Annotated in this window: 13 protein-coding genes; 6 read left to right on the top strand and 7 right to left on the bottom strand. The window is 41.3% G+C overall.

All coding sequences use genetic code 11. The features are described from left to right. Nucleotides 1-88 precede the first annotated feature (88 nt). Nucleotides 89-1,174: a hypothetical protein gene (locus J4861_RS09305; RefSeq protein WP_211817733.1), complete on the bottom strand. Its 1,086-nt coding sequence runs from the start codon at nucleotides 1,172-1,174 to the stop codon at nucleotides 89-91. Between the two features lie 282 nt (nucleotides 1,175-1,456). Here J4861_RS09305 and J4861_RS09300 point away from each other — a divergent pair, with 282 nt between their 5' ends. Continuing rightward, nucleotides 1,457-3,622, top strand: a complete 2,166-nt coding sequence (locus tag J4861_RS09300) for a family 20 glycosylhydrolase (protein WP_211817732.1) — start codon at nucleotides 1,457-1,459, stop codon at nucleotides 3,620-3,622. A 180-nt stretch (nucleotides 3,623-3,802) separates the two neighbouring features. On the opposite strand, the gene J4861_RS09295 is transcribed toward J4861_RS09300, so the two are convergent. Next, nucleotides 3,803-5,878 carry a TonB-dependent receptor plug domain-containing protein gene (locus J4861_RS09295; protein ID WP_211817731.1) on the bottom strand — a complete coding sequence of 692 codons (2,076 nt, stop codon included), beginning with the start codon at nucleotides 5,876-5,878 and terminating at the stop codon, nucleotides 3,803-3,805. A gap of 219 nt (nucleotides 5,879-6,097) precedes the next feature. Here J4861_RS09295 and xpt point away from each other — a divergent pair, with 219 nt between their 5' ends. The 5 genes from xpt (at nucleotide 6,098) to J4861_RS09270 (ending at nucleotide 10,678) form a co-directional block, all read left to right on the top strand. Further along, nucleotides 6,098-6,670 (top strand): xanthine phosphoribosyltransferase, encoded by a 573-nt coding sequence (gene xpt, locus J4861_RS09290; RefSeq protein WP_036924097.1) that lies wholly within the window; start codon nucleotides 6,098-6,100, stop codon nucleotides 6,668-6,670. A gap of 213 nt (nucleotides 6,671-6,883) precedes the next feature. After that, the gene (locus tag J4861_RS09285) at nucleotides 6,884-8,227 is read left to right on the top strand and encodes a nucleobase:cation symporter-2 family protein (RefSeq protein ID WP_211817730.1); all 1,344 of its coding nucleotides are present in this window, start codon (nucleotides 6,884-6,886) and stop codon (nucleotides 8,225-8,227) included. A 198-nt stretch (nucleotides 8,228-8,425) separates the two neighbouring features. Further along, the gene (locus J4861_RS09280; RefSeq protein ID WP_211812488.1) at nucleotides 8,426-8,878 is read left to right on the top strand and encodes a hypothetical protein; all 453 of its coding nucleotides are present in this window, start codon (nucleotides 8,426-8,428) and stop codon (nucleotides 8,876-8,878) included. 130 nt (nucleotides 8,879-9,008) lie between these two features. Then, nucleotides 9,009-9,572 (top strand): DUF4251 domain-containing protein, encoded by a 564-nt coding sequence (locus tag J4861_RS09275; RefSeq protein WP_211817729.1) that lies wholly within the window; start codon nucleotides 9,009-9,011, stop codon nucleotides 9,570-9,572. Then, nucleotides 9,569-10,678 carry an energy transducer TonB gene (locus J4861_RS09270; RefSeq protein WP_211817728.1) on the top strand — a complete coding sequence of 370 codons (1,110 nt, stop codon included), beginning with the start codon at nucleotides 9,569-9,571 and terminating at the stop codon, nucleotides 10,676-10,678. The genes J4861_RS09275 and J4861_RS09270 overlap by 4 nt, the downstream gene beginning before the upstream one ends. Before the next feature lie 226 nt (nucleotides 10,679-10,904). Here the strand turns inward: J4861_RS09270 and J4861_RS09265 are convergent, their stop codons facing one another. From J4861_RS09265 to J4861_RS09245, 5 genes are read right to left on the bottom strand one after another with little or no spacing between them, the layout of a single operon-like run. Further along, nucleotides 10,905-11,393: a hypothetical protein gene (locus J4861_RS09265; RefSeq protein ID WP_211817727.1), complete on the bottom strand. Its 489-nt coding sequence runs from the start codon at nucleotides 11,391-11,393 to the stop codon at nucleotides 10,905-10,907. A 1-nt stretch (nucleotide 11,394) separates the two neighbouring features. After that, on the bottom strand, nucleotides 11,395-12,876 hold the full coding sequence (locus J4861_RS09260; protein WP_211817726.1) for an MBOAT family O-acyltransferase: 1,482 nt from the start codon (nucleotides 12,874-12,876) through the stop codon (nucleotides 11,395-11,397). Nucleotides 12,877-12,909: 33 nt separating this feature from the next. Then, nucleotides 12,910-13,662, bottom strand: a complete 753-nt coding sequence (locus tag J4861_RS09255) for an SGNH/GDSL hydrolase family protein (RefSeq protein WP_211817725.1) — start codon at nucleotides 13,660-13,662, stop codon at nucleotides 12,910-12,912. A 9-nt stretch (nucleotides 13,663-13,671) separates the two neighbouring features. Beyond that, entirely contained in the window at nucleotides 13,672-14,421 is a 750-nt protein-coding gene (locus J4861_RS09250; protein WP_211817724.1) for an exodeoxyribonuclease III, read from the bottom strand. Further along, on the bottom strand, nucleotides 14,418-15,089 hold the full coding sequence (locus J4861_RS09245; RefSeq protein ID WP_211817723.1) for a DUF4840 domain-containing protein: 672 nt from the start codon (nucleotides 15,087-15,089) through the stop codon (nucleotides 14,418-14,420). Before J4861_RS09245 ends, J4861_RS09250 begins: the two co-directional genes overlap by 4 nt. Nucleotides 15,090-15,092: the final 3 nt, after the last annotated feature.

Genomic DNA, 15,092 nt, shown 5'->3' with positions numbered 1-15,092 from the left:
TGTCAACGTGTTATGAGATGGCTGAGAGGATGTAGAGTAGGGATTACCTTCCCACCATTCTCCCCTCTTTCTTTAGAAAGAAGCGCTTTTATTCGAATTTAATAGATTTGATAAGCTCGGTGATATAACCGACAGACACACCATTGTCGAAGGCAGATATGATACAAGCCTTCTCTTTTTTCTTATCAATAAGGATACAGTAACGCCAGAAAACAGTTTCTCCTTTTTTCTCAATCTTCCTGATGCGGTATGTACAAGTATTGCCGTTAATGTTCTCTTGACCCTCTGCAATTAGTTGAGGAGAAACGTCATCGAAATTTTTGAGTATTTCCTTTTCCCAACTCCTATAAACTTTTTCTGTATATTCATCAGATAAATAGAATGCAGTTAGGCCCGCACTACCAACGTATTTATTGTGTATTTCGAACAAAGGGTCGATAGGTAACTTTTCTTTAAACTGTTGCCTTTCACAGGTGAAACCTTTGGGGATTGTAAAGATAAACACTCCGTTGGTACGTTGGTTGGGCTGTAGCTTCCTACTAAGCATCTCTTTTCTCTGCTTAGCTTTGGTTGTAAAGTTCATTACTAAATCTGGTGTTCCTAAGAGGAATAGCACGATTGATGTGGTGAACAGGCCTATTATGACTGCTCGGTTCATTTGTGGCGCATTACGACAGGCTGAGGGAGTAGCCTCTTTCACCTTGGTTGAGACAAACAAATAGCCCATCCAGATGATTCCGAGGCAGAGACCACCGAGGTAAAGCAGGCAGTCAGCTGTCAAGTGTCCTTCTGTAAGGGAGGTGATGAGTATCAGTATATTAGCAAAGAGCATCAGTCCTGCATAGGCCTTAGCGTAGAACGTGGCATTAGCCTTGCGTCTTATAAAAGCATAGATGGTATAGAGTCCTGTGTAGCAAAGTGTGAAAATGGTAAATATATTTGCGATTGCAATATTGCTCGATAGGTCTTCTCCTATTATGTTATAGGCTTTCAAGCCGAGAAATAAGCTATAGATAACACCAATGATAGCCGTAAGGAGATAGATGGCAAGAAACCCTTTAATCTGCGTGTTTGCCTCTAACTGTTGTTGTGTATAGGCAGATGTCGCTTTGTTCTTGTCATTCTTATTATCTTGTGTCCCTATCTGCTGAGGATTTTTAGACGTCTTTTCCATGTCTTTTATGTTTTTAGTTATATTTGTTTCCATACTGTTTCGAGTAATAGTGGTGGTTATATTTGCCTGCTATTGCAGTTCGTTTTCATACTCTATGAGGAAAGAGTAGGGCAAAGATAATAAGATTTTTCAATATCTCGCAATGTTTATAATAGTTTGTTGAATTATATGTTATGTCAAAGGAAAATGTTTTTATCTCAAATCTTATTTGTATCTTTGCCTACTCTATTGGGATGATAAAACCAAAATCTATTGTATTACGTAATTAAAACAAACAAGAAAATGGCTACAATGAGCGTAACCTCTTGGGCAAATCTATTGGAGAATTCTCTGCAGTTTATTGATAAAAAAAATGTGCTAAATAGTTTCCTATCTTGGAGAAGATATGCGGGAAAAGGCATATCAATACTTTTTGCTTGTCTTTTGTTGGGTCAGTCAGCTAATGCGCAGAACTTCAGAACTCTGCGTGATGTAAAGGTGAATGAGACCGTACTCGATCTTTCACAGTCTGACTGTAAAGTGATTCCTCGCAATGCGATGCACTCTTGTCACCGTCTTACATCACTTATACTTCCTCCAAAACTTGATTCTATCGGTACGCAAGCGTTCTTTGCTTGTGATGGAATCAGTGGAAAACTATATTTCCCAGCAACTACACGTGTGGTAGATGCGTCAGCTTTTAATGGTTGTCGTCAGTTGACAGAACTGTCTTTCGACGGCTCTACACGCATAGGTGCTTTCGCATTTGCTAATTGTCGTGGACTTCGTGAAGTTCGTCTCTCGGCAGTTGTTCCTCCTGTTTGTGCTGACAATGCTTTTGATGGTATAGATCTTAGTCGTGTGAAACTTGTCGTTCCTACTCAAGCAAAGAAAGCATATCGTAACGCACCGGGCTGGCGAAACTTCTTCTCACGTCATGAAATGGAGAATGTATGCGACCCAGAGAATCTCCTCGTACCTTGTCCTCTCAAGTTAGAAGTCTATAAGAATAATCTTCCTCTCAAATGGAAAGATGTTGTAGGGGTACAGGCTCCACTGGAATTGAGTAATGAAAAGATGCAAGCTGAGCGCATTCTCGGTGAGCGAACAGTCTATAAGAAAGGACGAAAGACTGGTCCGATGGTGCATCTGGCACTTGACAAGTCGCTTACCAATGATCAGGCTTACACCTTGCAGGTGAATGATAAGGGAGTAACTATCAAAGGACGCACAGCAACTGGGGTGTTCTATGGACTGATGACACTCGAACAACTCTGTATTGGTAATGGTGTTTCCTCACGTTCAGTGAAGATTCCTGCCCTCAATATTACAGATGAACCACGTACGGCAATCCGTGAATTGATGGTTGACCCAGTGCGTCATTTTATTCCGTTTGAGGATTTGAAGGGCTTTATTGTTGAGATGGCACGCTATAAGTTTAATGCACTCCACCTTCATTTGGTAGATGATCAGGCATGGCGTATAGAGATAAAGAAATACCCAGAACTCATAGAGAAGGGTTCTGATCGTGTCGGAATGGATGACATGCCAGAGCATATCAGCGGTTATTATACACAAGACCAGATGCGAGAATTGGTTCGTTTCGCAGCTCAGTATCATGTGATGGTGATTCCAGAGATTGAGCTCCCAGGCCATGAGGTAGCTGCTATTCACTGCTTTCCACAGCTCTCTTGTGCTAAGAAGCCTGTACCTATTCGCTTGACTTGTGGTGTGAGTAATGAGTTACTTTGTCCTGCAGAGCCATTTGTCTATGAGTTTCTCGATAATGTCTTGACAGAGTTAGCCGATGTATTCCCTGCTCCATATGTTCATTTGGGTGGTGATGAGGCTGGGCAACCACCATTGGGTGCATGGTCAGATTGCGCAGCTTGTACGGCATTGAAGAAGAAAGAAGGCTACACAGAGAACTGGCAGTTGCAGCAATATCTCTTCGACCGCGTGATTAATAAACTTCATTCATTAGGAAAGACACCAATGTACTGGTATGAACAGGAGTTTAAGACGATTCAGCCGGGTTGTGTGGTCTATGCATGGCGACATGGTTTGACGAAGACGGCTATTGATGCTGCCGTACGCAATAAGGCGAAGATAATGCTCTGTCCAGGTGAACACTGCTACCTTGACTATCCACAGCAGAAGGGGGATATGCCAGAGAAAAACTGGGGAATGCCGGTAACAACGCTTGAACAAACCTATCGTCTTGACCCTGCATGGGGGCAGGATAGTGTGTTTGTACGTGATAATTTGCTTGGTGTGAGTGGAACGCTTTGGAGTGAATGTATCAACTCTACAGAACGAATTTATTATCAAGCATTCCCACGTGCAGCCGCTTTGGCTGAGGCAGGATGGAGTGTACCAGAACGTAGAAGTTATAAGGAGTTCCTCACACGAGTTCGTCCGTTGACAGATGATATGCAACGTCGTGGTGTTGCGGTCAACGTAAGATAGGTTGTGAATGATGGTCTTCGGGCTGTAAAATGAATGTCTTTACGGCTCCGACTGATTATTTATAAAAGAATTATCATCACGTAGATAATGATTTATTTACGTGATGATAATTCTTTTTTTGTATGAAAATAAATATTTATTATCATGAAGAAAAATATTTTTTTTCATGAAAATAATTCGCTAAAGGTTCAGACTTACACCAGCAACGACCCATGCGCCTGGCTGTGGAACATTCCCATAGTCAACGTAATGGGCACCAAATAAGTTGTTTGCTTCAACATATGCCGTCCACTTCTTTGCATTCCAAGTCATACGGCTATCAACAACGCCATAACTCTTATAGCTTTGTCGTTGGTTGTTCGTATCAATATAGTTTCCCATACGATGTTGGAAGCGATAGTAGAAACCAAGGTCAAGATTACGCCAGAGGTTCAACTGGAGATTGCTGACAAACTTGTTCTTCAAATATTCCAACGCATATTTGCTTACATAGCCTTGATTATCAACCTTCTTCTGGTGGATATAGCTATAAGCTACACCAAACTTCTTAAAGAACTTCTGTGAAGGAAGAAGCTGATAGAGGTCGAATTCGAGTGAAGCCTCTGTTCCAAAGTGCTTTATCTTTCCGAAGTTTACACTCTTCCATAGCACTGCTCCGTTGGCATCTAATGTGCCATCACTGATCCAGTCGATGAGATTCTTGTGGTTATTCCAGTAAACACTTGCCTTGGCAGTGACGCCCTTGTTGTCATATTTCACACCCGTTTCGAATGCTGAAAGTTCTTCTGGGCGAAGATGTTTGTCTGCCTTATGACCACCAACTGAGTAGAATAACTCTGTTACTGACGGCATACGGAGGGATGAATTATAAGAAGCATATAGCTTCCAAGCGTTTCCTATACGGTAACTTGCATCAACTCCGGGGTAAACATGCATTGGCATGTCTGCTTGACTGTTCTTGACAGCTGTCAAACCAGCCGACAATGTGAAGCGGTCAAGGATGATATTATGCTCAAGAACAAACTGGATATTTGTGCGATTAAGTCCGACAGTGTAGTCTCTGTCTGTTCCATGGATATGCTTTGGACGAGAGAGTGGTTCACCGAGGTTACCACTTACGAGGTCTTCATTGCGTAACTCTGCAGCAAGAGCTGTGCGTCCAAGGTTCCAATCAAAGTAAGCATTGAGGTTTACACCATAGATATCAGTGCGGTGATAGTTGAAAGGATACTTATTGGATGCGCCACGGAAGAGTTCAAAGCGGTCCATATTACGGTTCCAATAGATAGAAGGGCGAATGTGGAAACGGCCCTTTAGATTCTCAGCTTGAATGGCTGTGAAGGTCTTGAAAGTATGTTCAAACTGGTCATCGTACTTTGCCGAATAGAAAGTATTTGAGCCAAAGTCTTTCAGACTCATACCTGTATGCCAGCGAACCACCATGTCTTCATCCGTATAATTACCTTGATAAAAAACTTTTGCAGTGCGGTAATCAGCGTTGAGGCTGCCTGCCTTGTTGCGAAGATAGCCATCACTACGGGTGTAAGAAGCTGATAGCTGATTGTTCCAACGGTCTTTTGAAGCAATGTTTCCACGTATGCCAGCACTGAGATAGCCGTAGGAACCACCTTCAATATGGGCAGAGAGACTTGTCTTTTGTGGAGTTCTGGTTACGATGTTTATAGCACCTAATAAAGAAGATGTACCATAAACGCGGGCTGCTGGACCCTCAAGGACTTCTATTCGTTCGATTTCACTGATGTCAACAGGGAAGTCAAAGGAGTTATGTCCAGTCTGTGCATCACAGATATTGATACCATTAAGGAGGACTGTGATTTGTTCTGAGTTGCCACCACGAATACTTACGTCGGTCAAAGTACCTAAAGGACCTTTCTGGCGGACGTCAACACCAACGGCATACTTTAGCAAATCGTTTACACTTTGTACTGGAGCCGCCTGAATATCCTCACGACTCAGTACAGTTACCATTCTCGCTTGCTGACTAACTGTCAGCGGTGCTCGCGTTCCAGTGACGTTCACTTCCTCCATCATGACGCCTCTGTTGGTGATAGTTGAGTCCGTCTCTGCCTTCTCTGTTTCAATACTAATGCCCTTGGCAGTAGCATTTTGCAAGGTAGCGACGCTCAGTACACCAATCAGAACCTCTTTTCCAAGAACGGAAAAGAGCGAATAGCCATGGTTGGAGAAGTGTTTAAACTTCAGAACGCTGCGCTTTTGAAATGTTGGTTTGTACATAATATAATTAAAGAAAACGTCGGAAGGTGGAGCTTTCCCCAACCGACAAACGGGTGCAAAAGTAATAAAAGTTTTTGTAACAGCGTGGATTAATCGATGATTATCTACTTTTATGTGGGTAAGGTGTAGAAAAACCTTCATTTATGCACGTTATATTTGAGATTTTTACTACTTTTGTAGGCAATTAATTCTCGAAACAGACAAACGATTAATTGCACAATGAAAGCATTACGTGACCGTATCCTAAAGGATGGAAAGTGCTTCCCAGACGGAATCTTGAAGGTAGATAAGTTTATTAATCACCAGATGGATCCTAATCTGATGAAGCAGATTTGTGTGGAGTTTATCCGCCGTTATGCATCAACAGAAATCAACAAGATTATCACAATTGAAGCGAGTGGCATTGCTCCTGCCATTATGATGGGCTTTTTGCTCGACCTTCCTGTGGTCTTTGCGAAGAAGAAAAAGCCTTCAACAATGGGCGATATGCTTTCAACAAGCGTCTTCTCGTTTACCAAACAAAGAGAGTATAACGTCGTGATATCCAAAGAGTATCTCGGTAAAGGCGACAAGGTTCTGTTTGTTGATGACTTCTTGGCTTATGGTAATGCGGCGAAAGGAATCATAGATCTTTGCAAGAAGGCAGGTGCAGAGTTAGTTGGTATGGGCTTTATCATAGAGAAAGCATTCCAACATGGTCGTGATGCGATTGAAGCAGCAGGTGTTCGTTGTGAGAGTTTGGCTATCATCGAGTCGCTTGAAAACTGTGAGATTAAAATGAGAGAAACATAAACGAGGTGGGCTTGTGTGCCCACCTTTCTTGTTTTATATGGTAATTATCTTTAACGCAAACGCTTCTTTAAAGCATTGAGATTACTCTTTAAGAGGCGTAGAACTAACTTTTAAGAGGGATGGAACTATACTTTGGAACCACCAAAGCTACCCTTTTATTTCAGTAAAGAATAACATCTTACCTTTATTATATCGTTTTAAATAACAAAAAGAATGGAAAAGTCTAAGGAACTTATCTATGGTCTGAATGATCGTCCACCAATTCGTGAAACTATCTTTGCTGCTTTGCAGCATCTGTTGGCAATCTTCGTAGCCATTATCACACCACCACTCATCATCAGTTCAGCATTGAAATTCGACTTGGATACCACAGGTTTCCTCGTGTCAATGTCTCTCTTTGTGTCTGGATTGGCTACCTTTATTCAGTGTCGTAGGTTTGGTCCGATTGGAGCAGGGCTTCTTTGTATTCAAGGAACGTCTTTCTCTTTCATCAGTCCAATCATCGGAGCAGGTGTGTTAGGTATGATTAACGGCAAGATGAACGTAGAAATGGGACTCAGTTACATCTTTGGTGCTTGTCTTGTTGCCTCTGTTGTAGAGATGGTTGTGAGCCGTCTCTTGCCTTACACACGTAAGATTATCACTCCATTGGTGTCAGGTATCGTCGTTTCTCTTATTGGTATGTGTCTTATTAAGGCAGGTATCAACTCTTGTGGTGGTGGTCAGTCGGCTGTTGATGCTGGTACATTTGGCTCTATGCAGAACCTTGGACTTGCGTTACTCGTATTGGTTAGCATTATTTTCTTCAACCGTTCAAACAACCGTTTCCTACGTATGGGATCCATTGTGTTGGGACTATTGATAGGCTGTGTAGCTGCTTATGCACTCAATATGATTGACTTTTCAAGCCTCAAAGGTAGTGGTAGCCTTAATATTCCAGTTCCTTTCAAATATGGATTGAACTTTGATTTAGGTACAATCATTGGTATCGGACTTATTTATCTCGTAACAGCTGTAGAGGCTTTTGGTGATATTACAGCCAATTCGCTCATCTCTGGTGAGCCTGTTGAAGGTCCTGTCTTCTTGAAAAGAGCGCAGGGTGGTGTTCTTGCAGATGGTTTCAACTCTTTATTGGCTGCTGTCTTCAATAGTTTTCCTAACTCTATCTTTGCCCAAAATAATGGTATGATACAGCTTACAGGTGTTGCCAGCCGTTATGTTGGTTATTTCATTGCTGGTGCTTTGGTTCTTTTAGGATTGTTCCCAGTAGTAGGTAAGGTGTTCTCACTTATTCCTGATCCTGTTTTGGGCGGTGCAACCTTGTTGATGTTTGGTACTGTTGCCGCTGCAGGTATTCGTATTATCGCTTCTACTGATATTACTCGTAAGGCAGTGTTGGTCATGGCTATCAGTTTTGCAATGGGTCTGAGCGTAGAGTTGGTACCTGGTATTCTTGACAAGATGCCTGATATCATCAAGAACATTTTTTCAAGTGGTATCACTACAGGTGGCCTTACAGCTATTCTTGCCAATGCCTTTATCCGCATCAAGGAGTAAACTTAAGCAATATAGAAAACCAAAGAATCAATAATGATTTAAGTGTTTTCTGTAAGAAAAAAGCAGTTTTTTACTATCCTTTCGGTACATTCTCCTTTTAAATGTTTATCTTTGCAAAAGATAGAAGGAGAATGTACCGATTGCGTTTCTCCGTGAAGTATAAATTGATTCTTAACAAAACAGAATAATAACAAGACTATGTCAAATCAGAATAAGCAGCGTAAATTTACAAAGTCGCTGACCTTTAAAGTTCTTTGTGGACTGGCTGTCCTCGTATTCTTGGGCTTAATTTATAATCTTATTGTGGCTTCAGATGATGCTCCAATGACTGAACAGGAGGAGGAAGAGGTACAGAAACGCAATGCAGATGCAGACACAATAGACATAGTAGGCGATTATCTTTGGCCTAATATGAAGCCATCAAAAGAAGATATGATGACTGATGAGGAGAAAGCTGCTGAGGCTGAAAAGGCTAAGGCTGGTAAAGATGATAAGGGGAAGGAGGCTTCTGATAAGGTGCAGTCTAACCAATACGATGCTCCTATCGCTGCACCTGCTCCAGACGTTACTCCATCTTCAGAACTTCCTGCTAAGCAGGCAGCACCTTCTATTGAGAAGATGGAGGCTCCAAAGATTGAAAAGATCGAATAGTATAAGAACTGTTCTTTAGACTGAACAGTAGACTATAAGAATCTTCACAACTTTGTGTAAACGTTGTTCTAAAGCTTGTAAAGTAGAAAGAAAAAATACTATAACGACTTAAAAGAAAGAGAGGTATGCAATGAAACGTTTAGTTTTATTTCTTTTTGTAGCTGTCCTAATGGTGGGTTGTGCTACAACTTATTATGATTCAGAGGGTAATCCTGTGTCAAAGGAGAAGATGGCGCAGTTGCGTGCTACTGCTGTGAAGGCTCACTTAGCAGAGCATCGCTACCGCGTCTTTGTGGATCGTATGTACCCTATGCGTGGTCCTGCTGTCTATTTACAGGACGACTGGGGACTCGAGGTGAGTGGTGATTCGGTAGGACTTTTCCTCCCTTATTTCGGTAGAGCTTACTATATTCCTTACGGACGTGGTGGCGGTTTGAGCCTTGTAGAACCTCTAACGAGTTATAGGGAAGAACCGATGAAGGGCGGACGTCGTATCTTCATGACCACTCGTAATGATTTCGAGAGCTATCAGATTGTACTTGAAGTCTTCGATAATGCTACTGTGTCATTGGTAATTAATCCCAGTGAAAAGGAGACGATTAGCTTTTCTGGGGTGATGGAGCTTAATGATGTTTTTACACCAAAGGGTCAAAAAGCAAGTAAGAGACACCAGACAACATTCATGAAATTATGATTAACCGACTTAATACTTTGTTCCTGTTACTGTTTGTAAGTCTTATGGCATTCGGACAGTCGGCAGGAACAATTGCGTCTAAGGATGCTATGCTTTATGAGTCGTCTCGTCATCTATATGAGAAGGGTGATACGTTGACGATTATTTCAAAGGATTTTGAATGGCCAAAAGGCTTGGATGGATCTGTCTTACCAGAACTACAGCACTATCTTACAAGCTTTTTCTTTAACCAGCCTTCTGAAAGTTATGATACTGGTTGGAAGCAGTTTGCGTCTTCGTTAGGTAAAGAAGTGCGAACTATAAAGGATGATGCGGATGCTGAAAGGCGTTTTTACGATATGGGGTTACGATGTCTTTGGTTGGAGCCAGGCAGATACATTTCTTTTCTTGCCCGCTTGGAGGAGCGTAATGCAACAAGTGTCATTACGGCAAAGCATTCTTATTTTACCTTTGATCTTATCAATAAGAAAGTCTTAACGCAGAATGATGTGTTTAATCAGACACGCATGTGGCAGGATCCTAATGTTCGTTATCAGTTCTATGAATTGTTAGATTATACGGCAAATACGCATACTGAGGACTCTATAAATTGGGATATTCTACCCAATCAGTTTGCACTGATAGGACAGAATATACGTTTCGACCTTGGTGTTGATAACGGTGGAGGAGTTTATTCAGAAGTAAGTAATGACATGGTAGATGTACTTTTCTCTAAGAGTTTTAAGAAGTGGCAGAAACAGTCATTATCTTATGCAGGCACTAAGAAACTTCCTAATGAGGCTGTATATGTCTCCTTATCACCTGATTCTGTCTTCCCAGAAATATTGCCACAGTTTGATGGAAATTTAGTTGCGGCTTTTGGGCAGAATTTTTCCGATACAGGACTTAACCCAGCAACAACTCCTGTGGGGAGAATTTACGCCTCTTTTATTGTTGATACGGATGGTTCTTTGAAAGATATAGTCTTTCTAACGGTAAATAATATTGAGTTGAACCGCAGTGTTGCTGCAGCACTTCAATTATTAAGAGGTTGGAAACCTGCAATGCATAACGGTAAACCTGTAGCTTTTAGATATAACCTTCCCCTCATTTTACACTTCCAATAAGAGTCGTGCGGAGCCTTAGCACGTGTGGTGCGGATGGTAAGCACCAATGGTGCGGAGGCTTCGCACCAAACAAATAGATATAGATGTGATTGTCGGTAAAGAGCTGGTTCAGAGTCGATTAATGCTTGTTCATTGCTTGTCTCGAAGGTGAATGAAATACGAAAGCATTTGTTTTGTTTCACCAAAGGGAGGAGACGGAAAGTTGATAGGTTATACTTATCTTCTTTTAGGGTATGGTTGTATGCTTTTCATCCTTCTCTTTTTCAGCCTGATATAGGAAGTCGTAAATGATTTCTGTAACCCTTTCTTGCCCTTCGTTAGTAAGTTCTGGAAGGGTGAAGATTTTTCCTTTTGTTGTATAAATTATCTGAACGATGAAAGGAACGAAGTAATAATGGTAGTCGTTTATCCCTTCTATTTCATCAGCAGTTACTTCTGTATATTTGCGACGTAGACAATCGTAGAAGCAAATATGGTCACCTTTGATGGATAGATAGTCTTTTTCCCATAGTTTTTGGCAGGCAACAAAAAGTCTGAAAAGCCAAAACGAAACAGTATGAAGTATGAATGAGAGTGCGATAATGAGCATGAAAGGATGGGCAGCGTCTACACCTTTGTGCCCAAAGAAAAACCATATAGAAAAGAAGATGGGGATGGGTGTGAATAATAACGCTTCTAAGAGTAATGAGCCACTATATTTGTATTTGATAACCATCTTAGAATTGTGTGTAAATAAAAGGTTGGATACTATGATGACTAAGATTAATAACTAACTGCATAACAACAGCAAAGATACATAGCTTTACGAGCCATGAAGAATTGATAAACTTATTTTGCAGCCAGTTATAATCAGTCTCTCGAATACTATGAAGTTCTAAACTTATCAGCACAACGGCAAGCCATAGTGGGTATTCCATTAGGAAGGTGTAGGCATCTGAGAGGCTGATAGTATGCAGGATGTTGTCTATTAATGTTGTAGCAGTTGTCATATCCGCTGCACGGAAGAATATCCATGCAAGGGAAACATAGCTAAACGTAATAAACCAACTGATACCTTTTGTGTATTTATTGTCTGGTATCTTATCCAATCCATTGTTTCGACAGAACTTATGAATGACCAGTCCAATGCCATGAAGTACGCCCCATACAATGAACATCCATGATGCACCATGCCACAGACCTGCCACTATCATCGCCAAGAAGCTATTGAGATAGGTGCGAAGTTCGCCTTTTCTGTTTCCTCCCAATGGGATGTAAAGATAGTCACGGAACCATGTGGAGAGGGCTATATGCCAACGATGCCAGAACTCTGTGAGGTTCAGACTCTGATAAGGGAATCTGAAATTGTCTTTTAGCTCATATCCCATCAGGGCGGCAACACCAATAGCAAGGTCGCTGTAGCCCGAGAAATCGAAATAGATTTGAACTGAAAAGCCCAATACTCCCATCAAATCTCCAAAGCCGCTTTGACTTGCTGGCGCATCAAAAACAATATTATTGTATTGTGCAATATAGTCGGCGATGAGGGCTTTCTTTATCAATCCGCAGATGATAAGCCACAGACCTTTATAAACAAGGTTCTCGTTGACATTGTCTTTTGGCGTTTGAACCTGTGGGAGTAATACTTCAGCGCGGGTGATGGGACCAGCGATAAGGAGTGGGAAAAAGGTAAGGAAGAAAACGTAGTCAATCAGTTCTGCTGTCTTAGGATAGCGTCCTTTATAGACATCAACGGTGTAACTGATAGCTTGAAAGGTGAAGAATGAGATACCGACAGGTAGCAACATTTTCTCTGGTGAGAAGTTGCTACGCAATAGTTCGTGGAATATCTCAAGTGTAAAGTTCGTGTATTTGTAGTAGAGTAGGGGTAACAACTCAGTAAGGATGACAATGGCAAGTCCAATTTTACGCACTTTTCCACGCTTTAAGCGCATCATAAAGCGAGTGAGATACCATGAACTAATCGTAACAATGGGCAATAGCCACATCAAAACTCCATTCGCTTTGAAAGCAAAGAAAAGACTAAAAGCTATGACGTATGCCTTTGTCCATGTTTGGCGATAGCGGTTTAATCCTATGTATATGGCAAAGAAAAAAAGGAACGAAGCCATAAATGGTAATGTACACAGCGACCAGTTCTTGTCTTGTGAAGACAAGAAGTCAAAGAAGGCAGTCATCAGCTGTGTTATATTTGTCATCTATTAATCGTTTATTTGTAGCTTGTTTCCTATTTAATAGCCTTCAAAGGAAGGTTGCAAAAGCTTTGTATTTGTTGCCTTGTGATGGGCTTTTGGATTGTTGAGTTGTAGCGGATTAGCACACTCTTTACTCCTTATAAACTTAGCCGCGGTATCCATCCAATAGGCAGCTGCTGCCCATGTAGGATGATAATGGTCGCTACCTCTTTTGAGTTTTAGGTTACGACTGTCAAAGAAATGTCCTTTCCCGACATTTTCCTTTATGACATCATTAATGCCAGTATCGCCATTCCAATCAGAAGGACTTATCCATACGAAAGGAATATTACCTATTTTTTTTACTAATTGTTGTACATATTGCGTACGATTGGCAAGATCGTTGATAAAGAGCTCATTACTGCCAAGGCAGATGAGTATGTATGTTGGCTTATATTCAGCAATGAAGTGTTCTAAGGTTTGGGTGGTTCCCCAACGTTCTGTAGAAGAGCTATACCAGATGACGGTATATAGTTTGTGTCCGTTTTCGCCTGCATAATCACCCAACCTACGTGAAAGGCCTTCCACCATTGAGTCTCCAATGAAAAGGATTGTTTGGTTGCGATGTACCTTTTTAGCGGTATGCTTTGTTTGTTTTGTTTTCTCAATAAGCGGTCGGCTTAGGTTGACAAGCGTTATCTTGCGGATAGTATAGCTGCCCATTGTTATCTCAGTTGGGATAACAGCATAGACAATAATGGCTGCCATGACAGCAGCCATCAAGAGTAGTGTCTTTATCTGGGCGTGCATATGATTGTCTTATTTCAAGATAATTTCCACAGGACAGTGGTCGCTTCCCATAATCTCAGTATGAATCTTAGCATCTTCGAGGCGGTCTTTGAGACGTTCTGAGATGAGGAAATAGTCGATACGCCACCCCGTATTCTTCTCTCTTGCACGGAAACGATATGACCACCAAGAGTAAGTAACCTGCTCTGGATAAAGGGTACGGAAGGTGTCGATGAAGCCATTGCTTAGTAATTGGGTCATCTTCTCACGCTCTTCATCAGTGAAGCCAGCATTCTTGCGGTTTGTCTTTGGGTTCTTGAGGTCTATCTCCTGATGGGCAACATTCATGTCACCACATACGATAACAGGCTTTTTCTCATCGAGTTTGTGGAGATAGGCTTGGAAGTCATCTTCCCACTTCATACGATACTCCAATCGACGAAGCCCATCCTGTGAGTTCGGTGTATAAACAGTTACGAGGTAGAAGTCTTCCATCTCGAGTGTAATTACACGTCCCTCATGGTCGTGCTCATCAATATCAATACCATAAGTCACGCTCAATGGCTTATGCTTTGTGTATATTGCCGTACCAGAATAGCCCTTCTTGTCAGCGTAATTCCAATAAGATTCATAACCAGGAAAACTGAGATCGAGCTGTCCTGCTTGCATCTTTGTCTCTTGTAGGCAGAAGAAATCAGCATCCAAGTCCTTGAATTGCTGCTCAAACTCTTTTCCTACACAGGCGCGAAGCCCGTTTACATTCCATGAAATAAACTTCATTGTATTTCTTTCTTTTCTATTGTTCTTAGTTCAAACTCAACAGGTATGCTGAATTTCTGTTCTTGTTTATATTCAGTGCGTCCATCCTGATGTTCTATAACTTTATCCAATCTGTAGATTATAAATTTCATATTGAGGCTGGATGACTTTATATCATAGTGTGCATTAAGTCTATCATTTCGTAACTGACCGACTACGTTATAAGTACCCTGAGAGGTCTGTATTTTTGTTGTAATACGTGGGGTTGCATATAAATCTGCTGGATCTTTAGAGTCAGGATTGCCTATAAGGCGGAACTGAAGGTTGGCTAACGGAGCTTTTTTTAATGCTGAACAAAGGTGAGCGGCTTCGCTGCTGTTGTCATCAGTAGATATTCCAAACGCAAGAGCTTCATAAGGAAAGTTCTTGCAAACTACTATGCCATTCCTATTGACAGTCCATTTAATATGACCACTAAGCCCCTGATTTTTTGCATCAGCACTGATAAAACCTTTGTAATTACCGGGAATACTGTTTAAAACCTTTGTCTGTGCTTCAAGGAATTGTTCTTTTGTTAGTTCTTTTTCCTTACCCCCTATATTTTCATTGTTGTCGTCTTTTGAGCAGCTTGTGAGGCATAATGCGAGGGTACATAATGCCATAGCTGTAAGTTTTATTATCTTTTTCATAAA

The sequence above is a fragment of the Prevotella melaninogenica genome (genome assembly GCF_018127925.1).
GTDB classification, from domain to species: domain Bacteria; phylum Bacteroidota; class Bacteroidia; order Bacteroidales; family Bacteroidaceae; genus Prevotella; species Prevotella melaninogenica_C.
Note: the sequence above shows the minus strand (reverse complement) of the source record. Positions and strands in the feature narration are given on the sequence as shown.